The sequence below is a fragment of the Spongiactinospora rosea genome (assembly GCF_003315795.1).
GTDB lineage: Bacteria > Actinomycetota > Actinomycetes > Streptosporangiales > Streptosporangiaceae > Spongiactinospora > Spongiactinospora rosea.
This window is the reverse complement of sequence record NZ_QMEY01000040.1, coordinates 1-25,506: the sequence shown is the minus strand read 5'-3', so window position 1 is coordinate 25,506 and position 25,506 is coordinate 1. Positions and strand designations below refer to the sequence as shown.

Sequence of the window (25,506 nt, the reverse complement as noted above, 5' to 3'; positions counted from 1 at the left end):
ATATCCCTCCCTCCCGCGCCTGCTAAAGCGCGGCTATATGTGATCGAATTCGCCGCGTTGGATCGCGACCAGGAATGTCGTCCAGTGCTCCCAGGTCGTCAGCAGTGGCAACACAACGTCGGGAACGACATCGCCCACATCGATGAGGACCAGGTCCGACCGGACGATCATGAGGTCCGGCACGAACTCGCCGGACTTCACCTGTACGAGGAACAGGTCCCAGCGAGCCCGGCTCACCCACACCGCAGTGCCCGCACGGCAGGTGTCCACCAATCGCAACCATGTCGGGTCGCCGGCTTCAGCCAGTTCAACCGTGATCTCACCGTCCGACCACCAGCGACGCCGCTCTTCCGCTTCGGTCATGCCGACCACTTAAGCTCCAGGTCAGCCCAGACCGCCCTACCTGCGACGATCTTTTCCACGCCCCACTTGTCAGAAAACTCATCGACCAGAGCCAAGCCGCGCCCATGCTGGCTCTCGTCAGCCACGTGACGACGTACCTCCGGCACACTCGTCTCCGCTCCGCAATCGGCGACAGTGACGTGTAGCACCGACCCGGCGCGCTCGAACGTCACCCACAGCCGGCCGTCCGGCACACGCCCGGAGTCTGAATGCTGGACCGAGTTCCCGACCAGTTCACTGACGACGAGCAGCACCGCCAGTACATCCCCGGCATATCCGTGGACCTCAAGGAGTGAGCGCGCAAAGGCCCGCGCCACGGGCACCGACGACTCCGCCCCGGGAAGCAGCACCTTGCCCAGGAAGCGCGACATATCAAGCCTCGTTCCTCCCGGCCGAAGACCGGACTAGGTCACGAACCTCAACGGCGGCTTTGCTGGAGCGCGCTTCCACCGACCGCCACTGTGGAGGCGCAACCTTGGCCTTCGGCATCAGGAAGACCGGCCGGCCCTCCCTCATGTCCGCTCGCACGGGAACCCATTGCCCCCGTCTGCGGAAGATCCGCAACGTGGGTGGCTCATGGGGGCTAGACCGCAGTTCGATCAGCGCGCCCATCACCACGAGCTGCCAGCCGAGGCGAGCGAGGAGCGAGTACTGCTTTAACTCGTCCATAGGACCTCCAAGTACACGCGTGCAGCCCCACCTCATTGACCAGCCAGGGCTAGCCGCCGTCGAGTAGGCTGCCAGCATGCATGAGCAATCGCGTACACGCAATTGCTTCGAAGCAAGAATCTTGGAGTCCCACGCATTTGCGCAGGTGGGGCGACATGGCCACACTGAGAGGTGGACAGAAGGGGAAATCCATGACCAGCAGTCCTACGGCACGTCGCCGCCGTCTCGGTCATGAGCTACGCAGGCTGAGAGAAGCCGCCAGGCTCAAGGCTGATGATGTTGCGGGGCGACTGGGATGGTCACCGACCAAGGTCTCACGCATAGAGACAGGACGGGTGAGCGTCCACCATGGCGACGTATCGGACCTTCTGGACATATACGAGATACGCGATGAGAGGCTACGTGACGAGCTGACCACTATGGCGCGTCAGTCACGGCAAAAGGGATGGTGGCATCGCCATCGCGAGACTCTTAAGAGAGGGTTCGACAGCTATATCGGCCTTGAAGCAGAAGCCTCAACACTGCTTACATTCCAGCCGCAGGTGATTCCCGGGCTGCTGCAAACACAAGAGTATGCCCGAGCCATAATCATGGCAACAAGCATATCCAGTGGAAGAAGTGACGAGACCGCCGAAAAGCTCAATGTACGAGCTAGCCGCCAGGAGCTTCTGACCCGAAATCCGCCACTTAGCATTCACGCCATTCTTGATGAAGCCATATTTCATCGACAATTTGGCGTCGAGATAATGATGGGACAATGCGCAAAGCTGCTAGAGCTAAGCGCACTCCCCAATGTGACGATCCAAGTTCTGGCGTTCTCAAGCGGAGCGCATCCTGCTCTGGACGGCGCATTCAATATTCTGGAGTTCCCGCTACCGATTGACCCCGCCATAGTGTATCTAGAGCAAGCGGCCAGCGGCCTTGTGCTCGAAGATGCTCATGAGCTAACCATGTACACAGACGTGTTCCAGCGCCTGGCCAAGCAGGCATTGCCCCCCGATGAGTCGGCATCGCTGATCTCCACGTTGATGGAAGACCCGAAAGGAAGCCCCCAGTGACGACGGACCCCCTCCTGTTGACTTGGCGAAAAAGTAGCTACAGCACCAACGGCGGAGACTGCATCGAAATCGCCACCTCCGCCCCGTCTGTCTTCGTGCGAGACTCCAAGAACCCGGAAGGTGGCATTCTCGCTTTCGGGCAGGACGAGTGGCGCACGTTCCTTGCCCGCATCAAGGCCGGCGAGATCGAACGTTAGGCCCCTATAGGCACTTTAAAATGCCCTCCCTGGAAGCTCCTAGAAACGGGTAGTCCTGCCTTCGGGCAGCCATACCCTCGCTTGACTTTTAGCGAGACAAAGGCCATCGAGCGTCGTTACTTCGTTAGGGTCAAGGTCGTAGCGCACGTTCCCTCACCCCAACGCGAGCCATTGTGCGCCAGGGGGTCAGAACCCGGCAAGGCGCATGCCCCTTTCAAAGAGCGAAAGGGACATGCTTCCTCCTTGCCGGAACCTGCCCCCCTGGCGAAGTCTCACGTTATCGGGGTGAGGGGGAAAAGTGGGTGGGGGCATTGTGGGGGGAACGGTAGCGCCGCCCCTCACGCGCCGCACTCCCAGCGGGGGGACAACCGCCGCGAAGTACCCTGCCGGCCGTCCGCGCCAGCACCGGCCACGCGGCCCCTAACGAGTGGCTTGAGGCGGATGCGCTGCACCGCTTGCCACCCACGACCTTGCTTGCCCACAACGAACCGCCGGCCCGAACGACCCCCCGCACCACGGCCCTGACCAGGGCAAATACAGTGTTGAAGTTGGCCCGCGTATGGCCCGTGAACAGTGATTGGCACCCGCCATCACTGAGCCTCAGTGAGACATTCACGAAGGACACGAGGACCCCTTTTCGCAGGTCAGGTGGCAGATCAGCCCCATGATCAGGCATGGGTCCCCTAGCGAGTTCGACCCCGGTGTTCTACGGCGAAGGACCACGACTCACGCGAAAAGCCGGGCACGATGACGGTCGACGACGGACCTGCGGCAGGAAGAAGGCTTGCCGTATGAGAACCAAGGCCAGAGCACGCGGCACTCCACCAGCATCGACGTCGGGCAAAGCCCGACACCGGGAAAACGACCGAGCGCAGCGAGGGCCACGCCCTTTTCGCCTGCGCGAAGTGGAGGCCCGCAAGGGTCTGGGTGGGGCTGTTTTGGGCGGCGTTGGAACGGAGCGGTGGGCATTATCCGTGTTTGGGCTGGTAAATGGCTATTGTCATGATCCCGCCCGGGATGGAGACTTATGCCTTGCCATTGCCGCCGCCGGGCAGAGGAGTCCGAGTGCGAGGGTTACGGGTCAAGGTCGCCGTCTGCGTTGTTTCGATCGTCGTCGGCGGCGCGCCGCCCGCGTTCGCCGCGCCGACGCCGGCGGCCGTCAGATGTACGGACACGCAGGTCCCGCTCACCGTCGAGGAGCAGCGTCTCGGTCGTCCCGCGCCGCAAGAGATCCTGCGGCGGGCCGGGTTCGATGGCGTGGCCGCCAGGTTCGCGCGGGCGCTGTGCGGGGCGCGGTCGTACCGTGCCGCCGAGCGGGTCGTCGCCGCGCAGGGCCAGCGGTTGTGGCGGCGGGCGGTCGATCGGGCGCAGGGGCACGGTCCCGCGAGCGGCGATCTGAGCAGGGATGACGACCGGCCGCTGTACTGGGCGCGACTCGGGATGACCGGCGCGCTGCGGCAGTGGCGGCCCGCGTTCGACCTCGGCGACAGCGGCCGGAAGGCCCTTCTCGCCCAGTTGGAGCGCACCTCCAGAGGCCAGGACGCCATCCGCTTCCCCACCGGCACCAAGGTCAAGCGGGTCCTGGTCACCGGCTTCGACCCGTTCACCCTGGACCGGGACGTCCGCATCAGCAACCCCTCCGGCGCCACCGCCCTGGCGCTCGACGGCACCACCGTCCGGACCAAGACGGGCCTGGTCCGGATCGAGGCCGCCGTCTTCCCGGTGCGCTGGGACGACTTCGCCGATGGCATGGTGGAACGCGCGCTGCGCCCGCACCTTCGCGGCGTCGACCTGTTCACGACGGTGAGCCAGGGGCGGCCGGGCCAGTTCGACATCGAGCGCTTCAACGCGGCCTGGCGGGGCGGGTTCCCGGACAACGAGAACCGCTCCTCGACCGGCCTCGTCCCGGTGACCGCCCCCGCCACCCAGCCCCAGTGGACGGTGACCACGCTCCCCTACCAGGACATCGTGGCCGCCCCGACCGGCCGCTTCCCGGTGCACGACAACACCCTGGTGGTCGAGATCCCCGCGGGTGAGACCATCCCCGTCGTACGGCCGGACGGTCCCACCGAGGGCTCGGCCGCGCGCAGCGGGAGCGGCGGCGACTACCTCTCCAACGAGATCGCCTACCGGGCCACGCTGCTGCGCGACCGGCTCGGCCGGAAGATCCCGGGCGGCCATGTCCACACGCCCGTCCTGGAGTTCGGCGCGGGTAACACCGATCCGGGGACGGGCACGGTCACCGATCCGGACTTCGTCCGCAACCGGCTGGACATCATCGCCCAGGTCCGTTCCATCGTGCTGGTGGCGGCCAACCGGGAATGACTCACTTCAGACTGCCCGCCGTGATGCCCGCGACCACCTGCCGGTTGAAGACCAGGTAGATCACGATCATCGGCAAGGTGATGATCGACAGCGCGGAGAACAGCAGGCCGTAGTCCGTGACGTACCTGCTGGAGAAGGCGAGCAGCCCGGCCGGGATGGTCTTCAGGCCGTCGTCCTGGATGTAGAGGAGCGCGAGCAGGAACTCGTTCCAGCACGACAGCGCGGAGAAGACGGCCACCGTGGCGATGCCCGGCTTGAGCAGCGGCACGGCGATCTGCAGGTAGATCCGCAGGTCGCCGGCGCCGTCCACCCTGGCCGCGTCGAACAGCTCGCCGGGCAGCGCGTCCAGGTACACCTTGAGCAGGTAGACCGCGAGCGGCAGGCCCATGGCCGTGTACGGCACGATCAGGGCCCAGCGCGTGTCACCGAGCCCGAGTTCGGTGAACATCCGGCTCTGCGCGATGAAGTAGGACTGGATCGGCAGCAGCAGGCCGAGGCCGAGCAGTCCCATCAGCGTGCCGCGCCCCGGGAAGACGTACCGGCTGAACGCGAACGCCGCGGCCGAGCCCAGCACCAGGATCAGCAGCACCGACACGGCGGTGACGAGCACGCTGTTCAGCGCGTATCCGCCGATCCCGCCCACCTGCCACGCCTCGGCCCAGCGGCCGAAGTCCAGGGCGGTGGGGAGGGAGAAGGGCCCGGCGAAGATCTCCGCGTTGGTCTTGAAGCTGGACAGAACCATCCAGATCATCGGCACGAAGAACGCCACGGACAGCACCGTGAAGGCCACCGTGACCAGCATGCGCGGGAGCCGGGTCACGCCTCGGCCCCCCTGTCCCGGCGCAGCCGCATGAACGCGATGCCGACGATCACCACGACCGCGGTCATGAGGACCGCCATCGCCGAGCCGTAGCCGACCTCGCCGTCCCGGAAGACGACGCGGGTGAGGTAGGTGGTCGGGATCTCGGTGGCGTTGTAGGGGCCGCCGCCGGTGAGCACGTAGAACAGGTCGAAGGTCTGGAAGCCGCCGGTGACGCAGAGCAGCAGGCAGACCTCGACCGCGTTGCGGATCATCGGCACCTTCACCCGGGCGAAAATCCGGGCCTCGCCCGCGCCGTCGAGCCTGGCGGCCTCGATGACCTCGGGCGGTATCTGGGTCAGCGCCGCGTAGAAGATCGCCATGTAGAACCCCGCGTACACCCACCCGGACACCACGCACACCGCGAGCAGCGCGGTGGCCGGGTCGCCGAGCCACACGCGGGTCAGCCCGTCCAGGCCGATCGCCGACAGCGACGCGTTGACCAGGCCGAAGTCGCCGTTGTAGACGAACGACCAGAGCACCGCGACGACGACCATCGGCAGCATGACCGGGGCGAACAGCGCGACGCGGAACCAGGGCGAGCCGCCCCGGCGGGCCGCGAGCACCCCGGCCAGCACCAGCCCGAGGGCGACCTCCAGCACGATCGTCACCGCGATGTAGACCGTGACGTGCAGGAACGAGCCGACGAACACGTCATCGCCCAGCGCCCTGGCGTAGTTGCCGAGACCGGTGAAGGTCATCTCCCCGAAGCCGGACCACTCGGTGAGGCTGAACGCCCCGGTGGCGAGCACCGGCGCCAGTACCGCGAAGGCGAAGACCAGCAGGGCGGGCGCGGCGAAGAGGTAGGGGGTGAGGGGTTTGTGCGGGCGCACGGTCATCCGGCCTTCGAGGCGGCCTCGGCCAGCGCGTCCTTCGGCGACTTCGCGCCGCCGAGCACGGCGGCCAGCGCGCGGTAGAGGGCGTCGGCGCGCTTGAGGTCGTAGCCGGTGTCGGGGGGCGAGACGACGGTCTTGGCGTCGGCGAGCAGGCCGTCGAGCCGGATCGTCCGCTCATCGACCTCCTTGTCCGGCGTCGTGCCCTTGGCCAACGGGACGGTGCCCGACTTGACGAACGCCGCCACGTTGGCGGGCGAGTTGGCCAGGGCCAGAAACTCCGCGGACTCCTTGACCTTGGCGCTCTTGGCGTTGACGACGTAGCCGGTGACGACGCCGATCACGCTGGACTGGTCGCCCGCCCCGCCCGGCATCTCGGGCAGGTTGACGTAGTCGAACGCGAGGCCGGGCGCCTCGTCGATGGCCCAGCTCACCAGCCAGGACCCGATCGGGTGCATGGCGGCCTTGCCCTTGAAGAAGAGCTGCGCGCCCTCGTTGTCGTTGGCGGCGTTGGCGCTCTCGTTGACGCACTTGTGCTGCTTGAGCCGCGCGATGTAGCCGAAGGCGCGCTCCCACTCCGGCGTGTTCAGGCCGGACTTGCCGGACATCGTGTCGTGGTAGGACTGCTCGCCGACCACGCGCGAGACCAGGTGGGTCAGCCAGTTGCCCGCGGGCCACAGGTCCTTGTTGCCGGAGGCGATGGGCGTGATGCCCTTGGCGTTGAGCCGGTCGCAGGCGGCGAGCAGGTCGTCGAACGTCTTCGGCGGCTGCACCCCGGCGTCGGTGAGGAGCTTGGGGTTGTACCAGAGCACGTTCGTGACGTCGGCCGCGAACGGCACCATCACCACCTTGCCGTCGACCTTCACCCGGTTGTAGGCGGAGTCGGCGATGAGCCCCTTGAGCGGCCCGCCGGTCACCTGCGGGCCGAGGTCGGCGGCGAAGCCCTCCTTCACGCGGGTGCGCAGCCGGTCGCCCGCCCACTCGAAGTAGATGTCCGGCGCCTGGCGGCCGTTGAGCAGGCTGGGCAGGCCGATCGCCTGGTAGAGGGTGTCCTTCTGGAAGTTCAGCTCGACCTTCGAGCCGGGGTGGGCCTTCTCGTACTGCCCGGCGATGTCCTTCCAGACCCGGATCTGCGCCTCACCTGGGGAGACCATGGCGATCCGCAGGACGTTGTCGGAGGGGGTCTTCGCGCCGCCTCCGCAGGCGGCCGTGAAGAGCAGGACGAGCGCGAAGGTTCCGATCGGTATCCGCGGCATGTGGGGGCTCCCTTCAAGGGGTCTTTCTTGGTGCAGGCGTCACGGGGACGCTCGTCGTGATCGCCTCGGTGAGGCGTCGTTCGACGTCCGGCCGGGTCGCGCCCAGCCGGTCCAGGCCGTACAGGGCCGAGCCGATGACGGGCGGGTCGGCGAGGAGGCGGACGTCCACGTCCGCCCCGGTGCCGCGCAGCCCTTTCTCGATCCTGGCCAGCAGTCTCGGGTCGGCGGCGGTGAGCACGCCGCCGCCGAGGACGATGGGGATGGTGCGGCCGTCCCAGTCCAGGCGGTCCATCGCGGCCGTGGCCATGACGGCCGTCTCGTCGCCGAGCCGGTCGATCAGCGCGCCGGCCACGGCGTCGCCGCGGCCGGCCACCTCGAACAGCAGCGGCACCAGTTCGTGCAGCCGCTCCTCTGGGAGGTCGTGCAGGTGGAAGGCGACGCAGACGGAGAGGACGTCGGGCAGCCCGAAGTGCGCGGGGACGGCCTCGCGGAGCATCGTCGGGACGCCTCTGCCGTCCTCGTCGCGGACCGCCCACCACAGCACCTCCTCGGCCAGGAACTCGCCGCCGCCCCAGTCGCCGGAGCGTCTGCCGAGCGCGGGGTATCTGGCCGAGCCGCCGCCGGGCGCGAGGGCCACGCAGTTCATGCCGCCGCCGCAGACCACGGCGACGCCGTAGGGGCGGCCGGACCCGGCGCGCAGGATGGCGAAGGTGTCGTTGTCCACGGTGACGTCGGGGGCCCAGCCCTGGGCGGCGATCTCGGCGCGCATCGCCTCCTGCTCGACGGGCAGGTCGCAGTGCGCGAGGAACGCGGCGACGTGCTCGGCGACCGGGCCGCCGCCGGGGGCGGCCTGGCGCACCAGGGCGGCGATCATGGCGATGGCCTCGGGCAGCCGCCGCTCGTGCGGGTTGAAGCCGCCGCCGCGTACCCAGGCCAGCAGGTCGCCGCGCGCCGACACCAGCGCCACGTCCGTCTTGCTGTTGCCCGCGTCGATGGCGAGCACGGCGGCCCGGCCGGTCATGCGGCCCACGGGAGGTGGTCGCGGTTGGCGGCCAGCAGCCGGTCGGTGAGGCGCCGGGCCAGGTCGTAGCGGCCGACCAGCGGGTGGGCGAGCAGCGCGGCCTCCACCCGGGCCCGCCCGCCGTGCAGGGCGGCGGAAAGGGCCAGTTCCTCATAGGCGGTGACGTGCGCGATCAGGCCGGAGAACAGCGGCTCGACGGGGCGGACCGGCAGCGGCACCAGGCCCGCGGCGGTGATCCGGGCCGGGACCTCGATGACCGCGGAGTCCGGCAGGAAGGGCAGCGTGCCGCCGTTGCGGAGGTTCACCACCTGGGTGTCGCCGCGGTCGCCGAGCAGTGAGGTCAGCAGATCGACGGCGGCGGTGGAGTAGTGCGCGCCGCCGCGCTGTTCCAGCAGCGCGGGCTTTTCCGAAAGGTCCGGGTACATCGCCAGCAACCGCCGTTCCAGGTCGAGCACCTGCTCGGCCCGTTTGGGGCCGCGGCGTTGCTCGGCGACCACTTCGTCGTGGGTGTAGTAGTACCGCAGATAGTAGGAGGGCACCACGCCCAGGCCGCGGACCAGGTCCGCGGGGAGTTCGGTCTCCTCGGTGAGCTCCCCGGGGTGGCCGCTCAGCAGCTCGGGCAGGCGGTCGGTGCCGTCCACCCAGGCGGCCCGCTCCCAGGTCAGGTGGTTGAGCCCGACGTGATCGAGGGTGAGGTCGGCGGGCGCGACGCCGAGCAGGCGGGCGAACAGCCGCTGGAACCCGATCGCCACGTTGCACAGCCCGACCGCCCGGTGGCCGGCGTCCAGCAGCGCGCGGGTGACGATGCCGACGGGGTTGGTGAAGTCGACGATCCACGTGCCGGGGGCGAGCGCGCGGACCCGCTCGGCGATCCGCAGTACTTCGGGGACCGTGCGCAGCGCCTTGGCCAGGCCGCCCGCGCCGGTCGTCTCCTGGCCCACGCAGCCGCATTCCAGTGGCCAGGTCTCGTCGGCGAGCCGGGCCCGCTGGCCGCCCACGCGCAACTGGAGCAGTACGGCGGACGCGCCCTCGACGGCGTCGGCGAGGTCGGTGGTCCAGCGGACGGTTCCGGGGTGGCCGGCCTTGGCGAACATCCGGGCGGCCATCGCGCCCACGACGGCGAGCCGGTCGGAGGCCGGGTCGGTCAGCGTCAGCTCGGTGATGGGCAGCGCGGCCAGGCCGTCCACCAGCTCGGGGGTGTAGGTGGAGCCGCCCCCGACGACCGCGATCTTCATGTGTTGCTCCTGACTGCCGCCTCGCTGATGCGGCGGGTGGTGAATCGCTCCCAGCCGAGCTGGGCGCCCCTGGCCATCGCGCCGACCAGGACCGGCGCGTCGCCGAGGCCGGACACGGCGAGCCGGGGCGGACGCCGGACCAGGGCGGCGAGCGCGTCTTCGATCCGGCCGAGGATGTCGGCGCTGGCCAGGCCGATGCCGCCGCCGAGCACGACCAGTTCGACGTCGGCGACCTTGGTGATCTCGGCGATGCGCACGGCGGTGCGCCTGGCCTGCTCGGTGAGGATCTCGACGGCTCTCGGCTCGCCGGTACGCCCGGCGGCGAACAGCTCCTCCGGGGTGCGCCGCTCGCCGAGCGAGGCGGCCGACCAGCTCACCAGCGCGTCGGCGGACGGGCTGTCCGGCGCGAACTCCTGCCCGGGCGGCGGGTTGTCCACCTCGCCCGCGGCGCCCCGGTGGCCGCGGTGCGGGCGGCCGCCGAGGACGAGCCCGGCGCCGACGCCCGCGCCGATGGACAGGAACGCGAAGTCGTCCACGCCCCGCCCGGCGCCGGACGCGTGCTCGCCGACGGCGGCGAGGGTGACGTCGTTCTCGACCTCGGCGTGGACGCCGAGCGCTTCGGCGAGCCGTGCCCTGATCGGCACGCCCTCCAGCTCGGCCCGGTTGCTCTCCCTGATCACGCCTTCCCTGGGGTCCACCACGCCGGGGACCCCGGCCACCGCGACCTCCAGGCCGGGCAGGTCGCCGCCGCCCTCCAGCAGGCGGTCGTGGACGGCCTTGGCGGCGCTCAGCACGGTCTCCGGCGCGGAGTCCGCTATGCGCTGGTCGTGCCGGGCCAGCATGGCCCCGCCGAGGTCGCAGATCGCGCCCCGGACGAAGCGGGTGCCGATGTCCAGGGCCAGGACGTGGGCCAGCGTGTGCACGGGCTCGAAGTAGACCGCGCCGTAGTGCGTCTCGCCGGGCGGGGCCGCCTGCCGTACCAGGCCGGCGGCCAGCAGCAGGTCGAGCGCGTTGGCGACGGTCGGCTTGGTCATCCCGGTGCGGCGGCTGACCTCGGCCCGCGAGAGCGGGGGGTCGGCGCGGATCGCCGTGAGGACCACCGATGCGTTGATCTCGCGAAGGGTCGCGAGGGTCGCGTGCTGGGCCATGACCCGGATTCTAGTAAAGACTCTTGCCTAGATGCAATAAAGACTCTTTACTAGGTTCTGCACTACTTGCTCCACGGAGGAATTCCATGGCCCGTAAGCACAACCTCCTGCTCGCCGCCGCCCTCGCGGTCGCGATCATCCCCGCCGCCGGGGTGCACGCCGCGACGACGACGGCCGCCGCCCCCGCCCTCGTCGATCCGTTCGTCCTCCAGGTCGGCGGCACGCTTCCCGCGCTGCCCGGCGCGGCCGTCTCCCTGGCCACGGGACCCGGCGGCGTCATCGCCGCGGCCCACGCCAAGGGATTGGCCGTATGGACCGCGGGGGCGTGGAAGGAGGTCGCCGCCGGAGCCGCGCACCGGGTGGCCTGGCGCGGCGGCGACCTGGCCGCGCTGACCGCGCGCGGCCTGCTGATCGCGAGCGGCGACCGGTGGCGCACCACGACCATGCGGCTGCCGCACGGCGTCGACCCGGCCAAGGCGCTGCTCGCCGGTGGGCGCGACCTCGTCCTCGCGCAGGGCGATCGGCTCTACCACAACGACCGCGGCCACGCCTGGCGTCCCGACCGGCTGCCCGGCCACGCGGTGGCCATCGCCCGGTCCGCGAAGTCCGGCACGATCGCCGTCGCCACCGCGACCGGCCTGTACGAACGTGCGGGCCGCGACTGGAAGCAGGTGTCGGCCACCCCGGCGATCGGCCATCTGGCCTACGACAGCAAGGACCGGCTGTGGTACGCCGCCGCGTCCGGCGTCGGCGTCAGGGACGGCGGCGCGTGGAAGGCGTACGGCCCGGCCGACGGCCTGCCGCTGCTCGGCTTCACCGCGCTCACGCCCGGCGCGGACGGCGACGTCTGGCTCGGCACCGCGAGCGGCGCGATCCGCTTCGACGGCACGAACTGGGAGTACCGCCAGGGCCGCCGCTGGCTGCCCGGCGACGCGGTCGCGGCCATCGCGGTGGACGCGCAGGCCAACGCCTACTTCGCCACCTCGGGGGGCGTCGGCCGGATCGAGGCCCGGCGGACGACGCTGGCCGAGAAGGCGGACGTCTACGAGCGGGCGATCGCCGCGATGCACAAGCGCACGCCGTACGGGTTCGTCGAGGGCGTGGACCTGCCCACCCCCGGCGACCTGAGCAAGTGGGTGCAGGGCTCCAGCGACAACGACGGGCTGTGGACCGCGATGTACGGCGCGGCCGAGGTGTTCCGGTACGGCGCCTCCAAGGACCCGGCGGCCAAGGACAACGCGCGCAAGGTCTTCGAGGCGCTGAAGTTCCTCGGCGACGTGACGCAGGGCGGTACCAACCCCGCGCCGCCCGGGTTCATCGCCCGCTCGATCATCGAGACCACCGCGACCGACCCCAACCTCCGCGACAACGAGCAGCGCGACCGGGACAAGCAGAAGGGCGACGCGTACTGGAAGATCCTCGTGCCGCGCTGGCCGAAGAGCGCGGACGGCAAGTGGTACTGGAAGACCGACACCAGCAGCGACGAACTGGTCGGGCACTACTTCTTCAACGCCCTGTACCACGACGTCGCCGCCAAGGACGACGCCGAGAAGCGCGAGGTGGCGTCGGTCATCACCCGCACCACCGACCACCTGATCGCAGGCGACTTCTACTTCCTCGACCATGACCGCAAGCCCACCCGCTGGGGCTTCTTCAACCCCAAGGAGCTCAACGGCAACCCGTGGCGGCGCGAGGAGCGCGGGCTGAACAGCCAGACGATCCTGGCGTTCCTGGCCATCGCCGAGCACGTCTCGGGCGACCCGAAGTACGCCGCGGCCAAGAAGCGGCTGATCGACGAGCACGGCTACGACATGAACACCCTCGCGCCCAAGGTCACCCCGGGCGTCGGCGGCGGCAACCAGTCCGACGACGAGATGGCGTTCATGAACTACTACCACCTGCTGGCCTACGAGAAGGACGCCGAGCTGAAGCGGTCCTGGGCCCGGTCGCTGTACGACTACTGGCAGCTGGAGCAGTACGAGCTGAACCCGTTCTTCAACTTCATCGCCGCGACGCGCCTGGCCGACCAGACCTGGCTGGACGCCTACGGGCCCTTCCCGCTGGACATGCCCGGGCCGTGGCTTGAGCAGTCGGTGGACACCCTCAAGCGGTTCCCGCTGAACATGATCGACTGGAAGCAGTCCAACACCGCCCGGCTGGACATCGTCAACCTCGGCCGGCACATCCGGCCCGACGCCGACCCCACCAAGCTCGGCATGCGCCGCAACGGCCTGGTGGTGCCGATCGACGAGCGGGTGATCGGCCACTGGAACCACGACCCGTACAAGCTCGAACAGGGCGGATCGGGCACCCACGTCAACGACGGCACGTCCTACCTGCTGCCGTACTGGATGGGCCGCTACCACAAGTTCATCGCCGAGAAGTGACGCCTGACCGGCACCTGGGCGCGCGCCCGGGTGCCGGGAAACGTCGTACCCACCCCCTACGCTTGGGGGCATGGCTCGGGTGAACGATGAGGCCGCGGCGGCGCTGCAGGAATACGCCGATCTGTTCGCGATGACCGGGGGCGACGCCTTCCGGGTGCGCAGCTACCAGAAGGCGGCCAAGGCCATCGCCGGCCACCCTGAGGACATCTCGGGCGGCGACGTCCGCTCGGTGCCCGGGGTGGGCGAGGCGATCGCCAAGAAGATCGAGGAGTTCCTGAGCCGCGGCAGCTTCCGCCAGCTCGACGAGCTGCGCGGCCGGGTGCCCGAGGGCGTGCGGCGGATGACCCGCATTCCCTCGCTCGGCCCGAAGAAGGCCATCTTCCTGTTCACCGAGCTGGGCATCGACTCCCCCGCCGCGCTGCGCGAGGCCATCTCGGCGGGGCGGCTGAGCGGGGTCAAGGGCTTCGGCCCGCGCACCGAGGCCAACCTCCTCAAGGGCATCGACCAGATGGAGCAGGCCGGGCGGCGGGTGCACATCGGCATCGCCATGGAGCTGGCCGAGAGGGTCATCGCCTCGCTGTCCGGCGAGGGCGTGCGGCGGATCGCCCACGCGGGCTCGCTGCGGCGGATGAAGGACACCATCGGCGACATCGACATCCTGGCCGTGGGGCCCGCGTCGCTGATGGAGGAGTTCCGCGCGATGCCGTATATCGCGGAGGTGATCGCGGCCGGGGAGAAGAAGACCTCGGTGCGCACCACCGGCGGCGTGCAGGTCGATCTGCGGCTGGTGCCCGCCGAGTCCTGGGGCGCGGCCATGCAGTACTTCACGGGGTCCAAGGAGCACAACGTCCGGATCAGGGAGATGGCCGTCAAGAAGGGCTGGAAGCTCTCCGAGTACGGCCTGTTCGAGGGCGAGCGGGTGATCGCCTCCCGCACCGAGGAGGAGATCTACGCGGCGCTCGGCATGCCGTGGATCCCGCCCACCATGCGCGAAGACGGCGGCGAGGTCGCCGCGGCGCTCAAGGGCGAGTTGCCCGAGGTGGTCACCCTCGACGACCTGAAGGGCGACCTGCACACCCACACCGACCTGACCGACGGCATCGCCTCCCTCGAGGACATGGTGGCCGCGGCGGGCCGGCTGGGCTACGCCTACTACGCGATCACCGACCACGCCCCCGACCTGGTCATGCAGCGGATGACGCTGGACAAGGCGCTGGCCCAGCGCGACCGGGTGGCCCGGTTGCAGACCTCCTATCCGGGGATGCGGCTGCTGCACGGCACCGAGCTGAACATCGGCCCCGACGGCACGGTCGACTGGCCGGTGGAGGTCCTTGAGGGGTTCGACGTGACGGTGGCGAGCGTCCACTCCCATTTCAACCAGTCGCGGGCGGAGATGACCGCCCGCTTCATCGCCGCCTGCGAAAACCCGCAGGTGCACATCATCGGCCACCCCACCACGCGCAAGCTCGGCAAGCGCGAGCCGGTGGACGCCGACTGGGAGGAGATCTTCCGCTGCGCGGCCCGCACCGGCACCGCCCTGGAGATCGACTCCTATCCCGACCGCTCCGACCTGCCCGCCGAGCTGGTCCGGCTGGCCCGCCACCACGGCGTGAAGTTCTCCATCGACAGCGACTCGCACGCCGTCCCGCACCTGGCCAACCAGCGCTACGGGGTGGGCATCGCGCAGCGGGCCTGGCTCACCACCGACGACGTGATCAACACCTGGCCGCTGGAGCGGCTGCTGGCCTTCCTGGGCCGCGGCGACGGCTGAGCGGGGCGGGGGCGGTCAGCCGAGGTGGCCTGAGGCGACCGAGGCGGCCAGCACCTCGCAGATCAGCCGCACCCCGAGCAGCGAGGTCACGTCCGAGGAGTCGTACGGCGGGGCGACCTCGACCACCTCCATGCCGAGCAGCCCCTCCTTGGCGAACCGCCGGACCAGCCGCAGCGCCTCGCGCGGGTAGAGGCCGCCGGGTTCGGGCCAGCCCGTCCCCGGCGCGAACCCGGGATCGACGGCGTCGATGTCGAACGACAGGTAGACCCCTCGCGCCCCGCCGCCCCAGGCCGCCTCCAGCGCCAGGTCCGCCACCGTGTCCAGGCCGCGCTCCTCCAGGTCCTCCATGGTGATCACGACCGAGCCGTCCAGGATGGGGGCCCGCGCCGCCTGCCACCCGCTCACCCCGATCTGCACGAGGTTGCCCAGGTCGAAGTGCGTCTCGTGGACGGCCCGGCGGCCTGGCACGAGGGACGCCGGGCCGCCGCCGTCCGGGTTGCGGTTCTCCAGGTGCCGGTCGAAGTGGATCACGCCGATCTTGCCGCCGTGCGCCTCCATCACGCCGCGCGCGGCCGGGTACCCGACCGAGTGGTCGCCGCCGAGCACCACGGGGAACGTCCCGTGCGCGACGATGTGCGCCACGGCCTTGGTGATCCGGGCGAAGGCCGCGTCCAGGTCGGCGGGGGCGAGGAAGACGTCCCCCAGGTCCACGATGTCGAGCCCGTCCAGCAGGTCCGCGCCGCGTTCGCAGTAGTGCGAGGCGTGCAGGGTGGAGATCCGGCGCATGCCCTGCGGGCCGAACCGCGGCCCCGGGCGGTGGGCGGCCGCCGCGTCCAGCGGCACCCCCACCACCGCGACCTGGTGCTCGCCGACCAGGTTCAGGTCTTGCAGGTGAGGGGCCTTGAGGAAGGTGTTGAGGCCGGAGAAGGGCGGGTTCTCGCCGCGCTGGAACAGGGCGGCCAGCTCCCGCAGCTCGTCGGAGTCGGTCAGTTCCACTCCGGGCTCCCCCGGCGGATCGCTCCTCATCCTCATAGGGCATTCCTGCGCCGTGGGCGGGCAAGGCGAACCGGGCGGCGGGTATGAAGATGGACAGGGGTGAGGAAAACCACGCCCGGATACGGCGTGGCGTGTTCCAGGATTACATACTGTCCCTGTAGGGAATATGTGGTTTGACCGAAGGGACGACCGGATGGCGTACGAGAACCCCATGGACGACGCCCCTCCCGTGAGCGGGGGCATAGTCAAACCGCTGCCACCGGAGTGGTTCGTCGCGCACGACAGCAACGCCGAAACCCGCTGGGAGGCCCTGGCCGGGACGGGCTACCACGTTCCCAACGACAGGTTCTTCGTGCGCAACCACACCACCACGCCGCTCATCGACGCGGCGAGCTGGCGGCTGCGGGTCCACGGACGCGGCCTGCGCGCGCCCCGGACCTTCGACTACGCCGAGCTGCGGGCCATGCCGCAGGTGACGATCGACGCGGCGGTGGAGTGCGCGGGCAACGGCCGGGCGTTCTACGCCGCCCAGCAGGGCACGCCCACGCCCGGCACCCCGTGGCGGCTGGGCGGCATCGGCGTGGCCAGGTGGGGCGGCGTCCCGCTTGCGGCCGTGCTGCGGTCGGCCGGGCTCACCTCCGGCGCGGTGGACGTGCTGGGCGTCGGCCTGGACGCCGACTACATCTGCGGCGGGGTCAACCATGGCAGGGTCCGCCGCCCGCTGCCGATCGCCAAGGCCCTTTCGGACGTCCTGCTCGCCCTGGACATGAACGGCGAGCCGCTGCCGCCCGACCACGGGTTCCCCGCCCGGCTCATCGTTCCGTCCTGGATCGGGGTCGCCTCGATCAAGTGGCTGGGCGAGATCGAGGTGTCCGACGAGCCGATCCTGACGCCGTGGAACACGGTGTTCTACCGGATGCCCCGGTGGGGCCCGCCGCTCACCACGCAGGTGCCGAAGAGCGCCTTCGAGCTGCCCTGGGACGCCGTGCTGCCCGCCGGGCGGGAACTGGAGCTGCGCGGGCGGTCATGGTCGGGCAACGGCCGGGTCGTGCGCGTGGAGATCAGCGTGGACGGCGGCGCGAGCTGGGAACGTGCCACGCTGCACGGGCCACGCCCGGCCGCCGGATGGGCGCGGTGGCGGTTCACCTGGCGCCCCCCGGGTCCGGGCGGCTACGCGCTGCTGGCCCGCGCCACCGACGAATCGGGGACCACGCAGCCGCTCCGCGCCCCCTTCAACGCCGACGGCTACCTGTTCGGGGCGGTGGTGGCGCACCCGGTACGGGTGATCTCTACATGAAGGCCACGCTCGCGGCGAGACGCAAAGAGATCCCTACAAATCACACGCTTAACGGCTAGTGACCGGAATTTAACCTGTCAGAATCATCGGGCAGTAGGTGTGAAACCCTCCGGAAACGCGAAGACCTCAGGATGTTCCCATGGACCGTCCCGGCTGGAGGGAGAGATCAGTGCGCCAGTTGACCGCGCTCGACGCGCAGTTCCTCCATGCCGAGTCGCCGACGACCACCGCGCACGTCGCCGGGGTCGCGATCGTCGATCCCGGCGACGCCGCCGCGGGCCGGATCACCAAGGGCACGCTGGTCGCGCTGCTGCGCCGCCGGGCGCACCTGGCCCCCGCGCTGCGGCTGCGGCTGGCCGGGGTGCCGTTCGGGCTGGACCTGCCGTACTGGGCCGAAGACCCCGGCTTCGACCCCGCCGACCACGTTTACGAGACCACGCTGCCCGCCCCCGAACTCCTCACCGACGTGGTCGCCAGGCTGCACGAGCGCAGGCTGTCCCGGCACCGGCCGCTGTGGGAGATGCACCTGATCCACGGCCTGGAGCATGGCCGGGTGGCCATCTACACCAAGGTCCACCACTGCGCCATCGACGGCGTGTCCGGGGCCGAGACGCTCGCCGCCCTGCTGGACCTCGCGCCGGGCGGCCCCGAGCCCGCCTGCGCGCCGCCCCCGGCCGACCCGGTCACCGCGCCGGGCACGCTCGGCATGCTCGCCGGGGCGGCGGTCAACTCGATGACGCACCCGCTGCGGGCGCTCGGCTCGCTCCGCCGTACCGCGGCCGACCTGGACGCCGTGCCGATCGCCGCCACGCTGCCCGGGGCGCGCTGGGTGGCGCGGGCGGCCAGGCTGCTCGGCGGCGAGGCAGGGCGGGCGCCCGCCCTGCCGTCTCTGGAGGTTCCGCGCACGCCGCTGACCGGGCCGGTGAGCGGGCAGCGGCGGTTCGCCTACGGCTCGCTGCCGCTGGCGGATATCAGGCGGGTCGGCAGGGCCTTCGGGATGAGCGTCAACGACGTCGTGATGGCCATGTGCGCGGCGGCGCTGCGGGCCTGGCTGGCCGAACGGGACGTACTGCCCGACCGGCCGCTGATCGCCGCCGTCCCGGTGGCCGCCCGCGCCCGCACCGACGGACGCGGCCCCGGCGCGGTGGGCAACCGGATCTCGGCGATGGCCGCCCCGATCGCCACGCACCTGGCCGACCCGCTTGAGCGGCTGCTGTCCACCAGGGAGGCCATGCGCGCCGCCAAGCGCCGCTTCGCCTCCTCCCCCGCGACCTGGCTGAGCGACCTTTCCGCGCTGCTGCCGCCGCCGGTGACGGCGCTGGCCACCGCCTCGGTCTTCCGGCTGGCGGGGCTCGCCTGCCCGCCGGTCAACCTGATCGTCTCCAACGTGCCGGGCCCGCGCGTCCCGCTGTACCTGTGCGGGGGCAAGGTGGTGGCCTACTACCCGATGTCGGTGGTCACCGACCTGAGCGGCGGGCTCAGCGTCACCTGCTTCTCCTACGACGGGTCGCTGGACTTCGGGCTGCTGGCCTGCCCGCGCCACGTGGACGACGTGTGGCGGCTGCTGGGCCACCTGCGCGCGGCCCTGGACGAGCTGTCGGCCCTCGCCGGTCCCGCCCCCGAGCCTGCCGCGGAGACGGCCAAGGAGACCGTTCCGGCCTGAGAACAGGGCCTGGAACGGGAAGGGCCCCGGCGGGCGATGCCCGCCGGGGACCCTGGAAAGGGACGGCCGTCAGTGCTGGGTGGCCTGCTCCGCGCCGACGCCGGTGAGCGAGCGGACCTCGATCTCGGCGTACTTCGCGGCGTTGTACTCCTTGCTCATCCGGGTACCGAGCCAGCCGAACAGGAAGCCCAGCGGGATGGAGATGATGCCCGGGTTCTGCAGCGGGAACCAGGAGAAGTCGGCCCCGGGGAACAGCGCCGTCTTGCTGCCCGACACGACCGGCGAGAAGATCACCAGGATCAGCGCGGACAGCAGGCCGCCGTAGATCGCCGAGACCGCGCCCGCGGTGTTGAACCGCTTCCAGAACAGGCTGAACAGGATCGCCGGCAGGTTGCCCGAGGCGGCCACCGCGAAGGCCAGCGCCACCAGGAAGGCGACGTTCTGGCCCTGGGCCAGGATGCCCAGGCCGATGGAGGCCGCGCCGATCACGAAGGCGGAGATCCGGGCGACCCGCACCTCCTCCCGCTCGGTGACCTTGCCGCGCTTGATGACGTGCGCGTAGAGGTCGTGGGCGAAGCTGGAGGACGAGGCCAGGGTGAGGCCCGCGACCACGGCCAGGATGGTGGCGAAGGCGACGGCCGCGATGACCGCCAGCAGGATCGTGCCGCCGACCGAGCCGAACATGAGGTCGCCGATCGCCTTGGCGAGCTGCGGCGCGGCGGTGTTGCCCGCCTTGTCCGCCGCGGTGATCGCCTTGCCGCCCACCAGCGCCGCGGCACCGAAGCCCAGCACCAGCGTGAGCAGGTAGAAGACGCCGATGATGCCGATGCCCCAGATGACCGACTTCCGGGCGTCCTTCGCGGTGGGAACGGTGTAAAAGCGGATCAGGATGTGCGGCAGACCCGCGGTGCCGAGCACCAGGGCGATGCCCAGGCTGACCAGGTCGATCTTGCCCGCCAGGCCCTGCGCCTCGGTGCCGTACTTCAGGCCGGGCTCCAGGAACGCGGCGCCCTTCCCGCTCTCCGCGGCGGCCTCGCCGAGCAGCCCGGACAGGTTGAAGCCGAACTGCATCAGGACCAGCAGGGTGATCAGCGCGGCGCCGGTCATCAGCAGCACGGCCTTGACGATCTGCACCCAGGTGGTGCCCTTCATACCGCCGAAGACCACGTAGACGATCATCAGGATGCCGACGCCGACGATGGTCAGCGCCTTTCCGGCCGGCGAGTCGATGCCGAGCAGCAGGCCGACCAGCGCGCCCGCGCCGACCATCTGGGCCAGCAGGTAGAAGATGCTGACCGTGATCGTGGACACGCCCGCCGCGGTGCGCACCGGGCGCGGGCTCATCCGGAAGGCCAGTACGTCGGCCATGGTGAACTTGCCGGAGTTGCGCATCAGCTCGGCGACCAGCAGCAGCGCCACCAGCCAGGCGACCAGGAAGCCGATGGAGTACAGGAAGCCGTCGTAGCCGGACAGGGCGATGATCCCGGCGATGCCGAGGAACGAGGCGGCGGACATGTAGTCGCCGCCGATCGCCATACCGTTCTGGGCGGCGCTGAACGAGCGGCCACCGGCGTAGTAGTCGGCGGCGGTCTTGGTGTTGCGGCTGGCCCAGAAGGTGATGCCGAGCGTCGCCGCGACGAATATCAGGAAGAGGGTGGTGGAAAGCGCCTCTGAACTCACTGCTGCTTCTCCTCGACCTCGTGACGGAGCTTGTCGGCCAGCGGGTCCAGCTTCTTGGCCGCGTGCCTGGAGTACGCCCAGGCGATCCAGAACGTGGACACGAACTGAAGCACCCCGAACACCAAGGCCACGTTGATGTTGCCGAACAGCTTGATCCCCATGAAGTCACGAGCCCAGCCGGAGAGCAGCACGTAGAGCAGGTACCACACCAGGAAGGCCGCGGTCATCGGGAACGTCCAGGCGCGGAAGCGCCGTTTCAGCTCCTGGAACTCCTGACTCGTCTGTACCTGTTCGTAGACGGACGCATCATGTTCTTTGGTCGTCACCGAGCCTCCCACGGCTGTGATGTGGATCACGCATACCGTAGAAGGGGAAACGCCCGCTAAGAAGAGGCAGCGCCGGGCCGGTCGCCGAGTCGTCACGGCATGGCGTTCAGCAGGCGGCCCATTGCGGTGAAAGGTCGGATATCCGCGACGAGCGGTCGGCCATTCTCAGGAACGCGGGGAAGCCCTGGTCAGGATCGTCTCGGACGCCAGTCGCCGCGGTTGACGTTGAGCCCTTCCGGGGCGTGCAGGCGTACCATGGTGCGGGTCACGTCGGCGGGCACCTTGCCGGGGGTGGCCAGTGAGACCACGATCATCACCACGAAGGCGATGGGCACGGTCCAGGCGGCGGGCTGGGCCAGCAGCGCGCCCGCCCAGCCGGAGTGCGGGCCGATCACGATCGTGGTCAGCACCGCCGCGCTCGCCAGGCCCCCACCGGCCAGCAGCCCGGCCATCGCGCCGGTCGAGGTCAGCCGCCACCACCAGATGCCGAGCACCAGCAACGGGCAGAACGACGAGGCGGCGACCGCGAACGCCAGGCCCACCACGTCGGCCACCGGCAGCGAGCGCGCCGCCGCTGCCAGCACCAGCGGCACGATCACCGCCGCCACCGTGGCGAGCTGGAAGGACCGCACGCCGCCGCGCAGGATGTCCTGGGCGATCACCCCGGCGACCGACACGGTCAGCCCCGAGGAGGTGGACAGGAACGCCGCGAACGCCCCCGCCGTGACCAGCGCGGCCAGCAGGTCGCCCAGCGTCCCGCCGATCATGCGGCCGGGCAGCGCGAGCACCACCTCGTCGGTGCGCCCGCTGGCGATCAGGTCGGGCGCGTAGAGGCGGCCGAGCGCGCCGTAGATCGCCGGCAGCAGGTAGAACGCGCCGAGCAGGGACAGCACGACCAGGGTCGTACGGCGGGCGGCCCGCCCGTCCGGGTTGGTGTAGAAGCGCACGAGGACGTGCGGCAGCCCCATCGTGCCCAGGAAGGTCGCCAGGATCAGCGAGTACGTCGCGTACAGCGGATACTCCCGCCCCCCGCCCAGCGGCAGCGCCCAGGTCGCCGCGTCGTGCGCGCTGATGCCGGGCGCCCCGGCGCCGCGCCAGGCCGACAGCAGGAAGAGCACGGGGAAGGCCAGCGCGGTGAGCTTGAGCCAGTACTGGAACGCCTGGACGAACGTGATCGACCGCATCCCGCCGGACAGCACGTTGACCGCCACCACGACCGCCACCAGCACCCCGCCCACCCACTCGGGGGCCCCGGTGATCGTCCGCAGCACCACGCCCGCGCTCTGGAACTGCGGCATCAGGTACAGCCAGCCGATCAGCACGACCAGCACGCTCGCCGTCCGGCGGACGGTCATCGACGACAGCCGCGCCTCGGCGAAGTCGGGCAGCGTGTAGGCCCCGGACCTGCGCAGCGGGGCCGACACCAGGACCAGCAGCACCAGGTAGCCGCCGGTCCAGCCGACCGGCAGCCACAGCATGTCGGCCCCGTAGGCGAGGATCAGCCCGGCCGCGCCGAGGAAGGAGGCCGCCGAGAGGTACTCGCCGCCGATCGCGGAGGCGTTCCACAGCGGGGAGACGGTCCGCGAGGCCACGTAGAAGTCGGAGGTGGTGCGCGACAGGCGCAGCCCGAACGCGCCGATCAGCACCGCCGTCACCACGACCAGGACCACCGCGGTGACGCCGGAGGCGGTGCTCACGGACGCTCGTCCATGAGGTCGGCGAAGTGGCGTTCGTTGCGCTCGGCCTGGCGTACGTACAGCCAGGCCCCCACGACGAAGGCCGGGAAGATCAGCCCGCCCAGCACCGCCCAGGGCAGCGGCAGCGCGCCCAGGTGCACCTCGCGCAGTTGCGGCATCAGCAGGAACAGCAGCGGCAGCCCGCCGATCACGCAGCCGAGCAGGGTGCACACGAACAGGCCGAGCCGGAACTGCGTCCTGATCAGCGAGCGCATGTACACCTCGCCGAGCCGGGTCTGCTCGTCCAGCTCCCGGGTCACCGGATGGCGCGGGCGGCGTGCGGCCACCGTGCGCGGGCTGGTCACGACCACCCTGCGCTGCCGTTCGGTCATCGTCCCCCCATGCGATGCGAGCTAGCTCTGGGCCTTGCGCGCCCTGCGCACAAGCAGATCACGAAGCTCCCTGGTGTGGCGGCGGCTCACCGGTATTTCCGTTTCGCCGACCCGCACCACGCACCGGCCGGAGTCGATGTGCAGCTCGTCGATGTGCTTGACGGCGACCAGGTGGCTGCGGTGGACCCGGACGAACCCCACGGGTGCCCAGCGCTCCTCCAGGGTGGCCAGCGAGATCCGGACCAGGTGGCTGCCGCCCTCGGTGTGCAGCCGGGCGTAGTCGCCCTGCGCCTCGACGTACTTGACGTCGGTGCTGGACACGAACCGGGTCACCCCGCCCAGCTCGACCGGGATGGTGTCCGGCTCGCGGCCCCCGGTCTCGGGGTCGGCGTGCTCGGCTGCGACGCTCACCCGCCGGATCGCCTCGGCCAGCCGTTCCGGGCGCACCGGTTTGAGCAGGTAGTCCTCGGCCTTGATCTCGAAGGCGTCAACCGCGTGGTCCTCGTAGGCGGTGACGAACACGACCCGCGGCGGGTTGGCGAACCGCGAGAGCAGCCGGCCGAGCACCACGCCGTCCAGGCCGCGCATCCGGATGTCGAGGAAGACCGCGTCGATGGGCCTGCCCTCGGCGATGCCACGGTCCAAAAGCCGCAGCGCGGCGGCGCCGTCCCTGGCCGTGGCCACTTCGGCGATCCTCGTGTCGGCCCGCAGGAGGTAGGCGAGATCCTCCAGCGCGGGCAGCTCATCGTCAACAGCGAGGACGCGCAGGCCGACCACCAGGGCTCCCCTCCTTAATCGGCGAATGCACTAGAGCGTGATGAAACCGGCATCAGAAGTCAACGGGTACGCGCGTAGATCAGCGCGCGGACACGCCCGGGTGGTACTTGGGAACGCGTACGTTGATCTTGGTTCCGGCGCCCGGGGCGGTCTCCACGACCAGGCCGTACTCGTCACCGTAGACCTGGCGCAGACGTACGTCCACGTTCGCCAGGCCGACGCCGCCGGCCCCCGAGCGCTCGCCGGATTCGCCCGCCAGTATGCGGCGCAGCCGTTCGGGGTCCATGCCGATGCCGTCGTCCTCCACGCTGATCGAGCACTCCGCCCCGGCGTCCTCGGCGATGATCGAGATGCGGCCGGTGCCCGGCTTGCTCTCCAGGCCGTGCCGCACGGCGTTCTCCACCAGCGGCTGCAGGCACAGGAACGGCACCGCCACCGGCAGCACCTCCGGCGCTATCCGCAGCGTGACCTGGAGCTGGTCGCCGAACCTGGCGCGTTCCAGGGTGAGGTAGCGGTCGATCGAGCGCAGCTCCTCGGCGAGCGTGGTGAAGTCGCCGTGCCTGCGGAAGGAGTAGCGGGTGAAGTCGGCGAACTCCAGCAGCAGTTCCCTGGCCCGCTCGGGGTCGGTGCGGACGAAGGAGCCGATGGTGGTCAGGGAGTTGTAGATGAAGTGCGGGGAGATCTGCGCGCGCAGCGCGCGGACCTCGGCCTCCATCAGCAGGGTGCGGGATCGGTCCAGCTCGGCCAGTTCGAGCTGGGAGTCGACCCAGCGGGCGACCTCCTGCGCGGCGCGGACCAGACCGGCGGAGGCGTGCCCGCCGTACGCGGTGAGCGTGCCGACCACCCGGTCGTCGGGGGTGAGCGGGACCACCACGGCGAACCTGATCGGGCACTCGGGGTGGTCGCAGGTGACCACGTCGGGGCCGAAGACGTGGGTCCTGCCGTCCTTGAAGGTCTCACCGGCCAGGCCGAAGGCGGCGGCGGCGTGGTGCTCGCCCACGCCGTCGTAGACCAGCAGCCGCTCCCCGTCGGTGATCGCCAGGGCCGGTGACCCGAGGAGTTCGCGCAGGTGGCGGGATGCCTTGGTGGCCCCGGCCTCGGTCAGCCCGGCACGCAGCGGGGGCGCGGCCAGCGAGGCGGTGTGCAGGGTCTCGAACGTGGCCCGCTCGGCGGGGCTGCTGCCCAGCTCCCTGCGCCCGCGGAGCACGCGCCACAGTACGAAGGTGGGCACGCCCACCAGAACGGCCACCACGACCACCGCGACGAGGGGTTCCACTGCCACAGCGGCAGGCTAGCCCCGTTTTCCGCACGTGAGGCTTTTTGAAGATCGCCGGGTTGCCGTGGTGATCGTCGTCGCGATATCACCTGGCTGGTGAGACAGCGTGCGCAGTGGGGCCAGGCCAGTGTCGAGAAGATGCTCGGAGCGTTACCGGTCATCGCCGGGTTCTGCTCGCGGTTACGGATCCGGGAGCTGGTGGATGCGGCCTGCCCGGTGCGGGACACGGCGGAGTTGACGCATGGACAGGTGATCGAGGCGC

At 70.4% G+C, this 25,506-nt stretch carries 23 protein-coding genes; 8 read left to right on the top strand and 15 right to left on the bottom strand.

Going from position 1 to position 25,506, the window contains the following annotated elements:
- Positions 1–33: 33 nt before the first annotated feature.
- Together DP939_RS42790 and DP939_RS42785 are read right to left on the bottom strand one after the other, a co-directional pair.
- Complete coding sequence (locus DP939_RS42790; protein WP_113986580.1) at positions 34–363, bottom strand: hypothetical protein; 330 nt, start codon at positions 361–363, stop codon at positions 34–36.
- The gene (locus DP939_RS42785) at positions 360–773 is read right to left on the bottom strand and encodes an ATP-binding protein (RefSeq protein ID WP_113986579.1); all 414 of its coding nucleotides are present in this window, start codon (positions 771–773) and stop codon (positions 360–362) included. The genes DP939_RS42790 and DP939_RS42785 overlap by 4 nt, the downstream gene beginning before the upstream one ends.
- Positions 774–1,262: 489 nt before the next feature.
- Between DP939_RS42785 and DP939_RS42775 the strand changes: the two genes are divergently transcribed.
- From DP939_RS42775 to DP939_RS42765, 3 genes are all read left to right on the top strand, one after another.
- Positions 1,263–2,129, top strand: a complete 867-nt coding sequence (locus DP939_RS42775; RefSeq protein ID WP_113986577.1) for a helix-turn-helix domain-containing protein — start codon at positions 1,263–1,265, stop codon at positions 2,127–2,129.
- A complete protein-coding gene (locus DP939_RS42770; RefSeq protein ID WP_113986576.1) occupies positions 2,126–2,326 on the top strand; it encodes a DUF397 domain-containing protein in 201 nt (66 codons plus the stop codon). Before DP939_RS42775 ends, DP939_RS42770 begins: the two co-directional genes overlap by 4 nt.
- Positions 2,327–3,391: 1,065 nt before the next feature.
- Entirely contained in the window at positions 3,392–4,651 is a 1,260-nt protein-coding gene (locus DP939_RS42765; RefSeq protein WP_113986575.1) for a pyroglutamyl peptidase, read from the top strand.
- Position 4,652: 1 nt separating this feature from the next.
- On the opposite strand, the gene DP939_RS42760 is transcribed toward DP939_RS42765, so the two are convergent.
- The 6 genes from DP939_RS42760 to DP939_RS42735 are packed head-to-tail and all read right to left on the bottom strand — an operon-like array spanning position 4,653 to position 11,003.
- A complete protein-coding gene (locus DP939_RS42760; protein ID WP_199565787.1) occupies positions 4,653–5,471 on the bottom strand; it encodes a carbohydrate ABC transporter permease in 819 nt (272 codons plus the stop codon).
- Complete coding sequence (locus DP939_RS42755; RefSeq protein WP_199565786.1) at positions 5,468–6,349, bottom strand: carbohydrate ABC transporter permease; 882 nt, start codon at positions 6,347–6,349, stop codon at positions 5,468–5,470. Before DP939_RS42755 ends, DP939_RS42760 begins: the two co-directional genes overlap by 4 nt.
- Positions 6,346–7,599 (bottom strand): ABC transporter substrate-binding protein, encoded by a 1,254-nt coding sequence (locus tag DP939_RS42750; protein ID WP_113986574.1) that lies wholly within the window; start codon positions 7,597–7,599, stop codon positions 6,346–6,348. The genes DP939_RS42755 and DP939_RS42750 overlap by 4 nt, the downstream gene beginning before the upstream one ends.
- Positions 7,600–7,612: 13 nt before the next feature.
- Positions 7,613–8,620 carry an N-acetylglucosamine kinase gene (locus tag DP939_RS42745; RefSeq protein ID WP_113986605.1) on the bottom strand — a complete coding sequence of 336 codons (1,008 nt, stop codon included), beginning with the start codon at positions 8,618–8,620 and terminating at the stop codon, positions 7,613–7,615.
- Positions 8,617–9,855, bottom strand: a complete 1,239-nt coding sequence (locus tag DP939_RS42740; RefSeq protein WP_113986573.1) for a 6-phospho-beta-glucosidase — start codon at positions 9,853–9,855, stop codon at positions 8,617–8,619. The genes DP939_RS42745 and DP939_RS42740 overlap by 4 nt, the downstream gene beginning before the upstream one ends.
- Entirely contained in the window at positions 9,852–11,003 is a 1,152-nt protein-coding gene (locus DP939_RS42735) for an ROK family protein (protein ID WP_113986572.1), read from the bottom strand. Before DP939_RS42735 ends, DP939_RS42740 begins: the two co-directional genes overlap by 4 nt.
- A gap of 86 nt (positions 11,004–11,089) precedes the next feature.
- On the opposite strand from DP939_RS42735, the gene DP939_RS42730 reads away from it, so the two are divergent.
- A complete protein-coding gene (locus DP939_RS42730; RefSeq protein WP_113986571.1) occupies positions 11,090–13,390 on the top strand; it encodes a hypothetical protein in 2,301 nt (766 codons plus the stop codon).
- A gap of 70 nt (positions 13,391–13,460) precedes the next feature.
- The gene (gene polX / locus DP939_RS42725) at positions 13,461–15,161 is read left to right on the top strand and encodes a DNA polymerase/3'-5' exonuclease PolX (RefSeq protein ID WP_113986570.1); all 1,701 of its coding nucleotides are present in this window, start codon (positions 13,461–13,463) and stop codon (positions 15,159–15,161) included.
- A 15-nt stretch (positions 15,162–15,176) separates the two neighbouring features.
- Here the strand turns inward: polX and DP939_RS42720 are convergent, their stop codons facing one another.
- Positions 15,177–16,193, bottom strand: coding sequence for an agmatinase family protein (locus tag DP939_RS42720; protein WP_158578982.1), 1,017 nt, complete (start codon positions 16,191–16,193; stop codon positions 15,177–15,179).
- Between the two features lie 157 nt (positions 16,194–16,350).
- On the opposite strand from DP939_RS42720, the gene DP939_RS42715 reads away from it, so the two are divergent.
- Together DP939_RS42715 and DP939_RS42710 are read left to right on the top strand one after the other, a co-directional pair.
- Entirely contained in the window at positions 16,351–17,454 is a 1,104-nt protein-coding gene (locus tag DP939_RS42715) for a sulfite oxidase (RefSeq protein ID WP_225878886.1), read from the top strand.
- Between the two features lie 169 nt (positions 17,455–17,623).
- Complete coding sequence (locus DP939_RS42710; protein ID WP_113986568.1) at positions 17,624–19,117, top strand: wax ester/triacylglycerol synthase family O-acyltransferase; 1,494 nt, start codon at positions 17,624–17,626, stop codon at positions 19,115–19,117.
- A 69-nt stretch (positions 19,118–19,186) separates the two neighbouring features.
- Here DP939_RS42710 and DP939_RS42705 read toward each other — a convergent pair whose 3' ends face one another.
- The 6 genes from DP939_RS42705 to DP939_RS42680 form a co-directional block, all read right to left on the bottom strand.
- On the bottom strand, positions 19,187–20,797 hold the full coding sequence (locus DP939_RS42705; RefSeq protein WP_113986567.1) for a solute symporter family protein: 1,611 nt from the start codon (positions 20,795–20,797) through the stop codon (positions 19,187–19,189).
- Positions 20,794–21,123: a DUF485 domain-containing protein gene (locus tag DP939_RS42700; protein ID WP_113986603.1), complete on the bottom strand. Its 330-nt coding sequence runs from the start codon at positions 21,121–21,123 to the stop codon at positions 20,794–20,796. The genes DP939_RS42705 and DP939_RS42700 overlap by 4 nt, the downstream gene beginning before the upstream one ends.
- Before the next feature lie 188 nt (positions 21,124–21,311).
- Positions 21,312–22,820, bottom strand: a complete 1,509-nt coding sequence (locus DP939_RS42695; RefSeq protein ID WP_113986566.1) for a sodium/solute symporter — start codon at positions 22,818–22,820, stop codon at positions 21,312–21,314.
- Positions 22,817–23,191, bottom strand: a complete 375-nt coding sequence (locus DP939_RS42690) for a hypothetical protein (RefSeq protein WP_113986565.1) — start codon at positions 23,189–23,191, stop codon at positions 22,817–22,819. The genes DP939_RS42695 and DP939_RS42690 overlap by 4 nt, the downstream gene beginning before the upstream one ends.
- Positions 23,192–23,212: 21 nt before the next feature.
- Positions 23,213–23,968 carry a LytR/AlgR family response regulator transcription factor gene (locus DP939_RS42685; RefSeq protein WP_113986564.1) on the bottom strand — a complete coding sequence of 252 codons (756 nt, stop codon included), beginning with the start codon at positions 23,966–23,968 and terminating at the stop codon, positions 23,213–23,215.
- Positions 23,969–24,047: 79 nt separating this feature from the next.
- Positions 24,048–25,244 carry a histidine kinase gene (locus DP939_RS42680; RefSeq protein ID WP_113986563.1) on the bottom strand — a complete coding sequence of 399 codons (1,197 nt, stop codon included), beginning with the start codon at positions 25,242–25,244 and terminating at the stop codon, positions 24,048–24,050.
- Between the two features lie 138 nt (positions 25,245–25,382).
- On the opposite strand from DP939_RS42680, the gene DP939_RS42675 reads away from it, so the two are divergent.
- Positions 25,383–25,506: DUF4277 domain-containing protein (locus DP939_RS42675; RefSeq protein ID WP_225878402.1), on the top strand; the 124-nt coding region annotated here is incomplete at its 3' end.

Excerpts from the sequence above, each read along its gene's own strand:
- DP939_RS42790 (WP_113986580.1), bottom strand. The coding sequence starts at position 363 with ATGACCGAAGCGGAAGAGCGGCGTCGCTGGTGGTCGGACGGTGAGATC.
- DP939_RS42785 (WP_113986579.1), bottom strand. The coding sequence starts at position 773 with ATGTCGCGCTTCCTGGGCAAGGTGCTGCTTCCCGGGGCGGAGTCGTCG.
- DP939_RS42775 (WP_113986577.1), top strand. The coding sequence starts at position 1,263 with ATGACCAGCAGTCCTACGGCACGTCGCCGCCGTCTCGGTCATGAGCTA.
- DP939_RS42755 (WP_199565786.1), bottom strand. The coding sequence starts at position 6,349 with ATGACCGTGCGCCCGCACAAACCCCTCACCCCCTACCTCTTCGCCGCG.
- DP939_RS42750 (WP_113986574.1), bottom strand. The coding sequence starts at position 7,599 with ATGCCGCGGATACCGATCGGAACCTTCGCGCTCGTCCTGCTCTTCACG.
- DP939_RS42745 (WP_113986605.1), bottom strand. The coding sequence starts at position 8,620 with ATGACCGGCCGGGCCGCCGTGCTCGCCATCGACGCGGGCAACAGCAAG.
- DP939_RS42740 (WP_113986573.1), bottom strand. The coding sequence starts at position 9,855 with ATGAAGATCGCGGTCGTCGGGGGCGGCTCCACCTACACCCCCGAGCTG.
- DP939_RS42735 (WP_113986572.1), bottom strand. The coding sequence starts at position 11,003 with ATGGCCCAGCACGCGACCCTCGCGACCCTTCGCGAGATCAACGCATCG.
- DP939_RS42730 (WP_113986571.1), top strand. The coding sequence starts at position 11,090 with ATGGCCCGTAAGCACAACCTCCTGCTCGCCGCCGCCCTCGCGGTCGCG.
- polX (WP_113986570.1), top strand. The coding sequence starts at position 13,461 with ATGGCTCGGGTGAACGATGAGGCCGCGGCGGCGCTGCAGGAATACGCC.
- DP939_RS42720 (WP_158578982.1), bottom strand. The coding sequence starts at position 16,193 with ATGAGGATGAGGAGCGATCCGCCGGGGGAGCCCGGAGTGGAACTGACC.
- DP939_RS42715 (WP_225878886.1), top strand. The coding sequence starts at position 16,351 with ATGGCGTACGAGAACCCCATGGACGACGCCCCTCCCGTGAGCGGGGGC.
- DP939_RS42690 (WP_113986565.1), bottom strand. The coding sequence starts at position 23,191 with ATGACCGAACGGCAGCGCAGGGTGGTCGTGACCAGCCCGCGCACGGTG.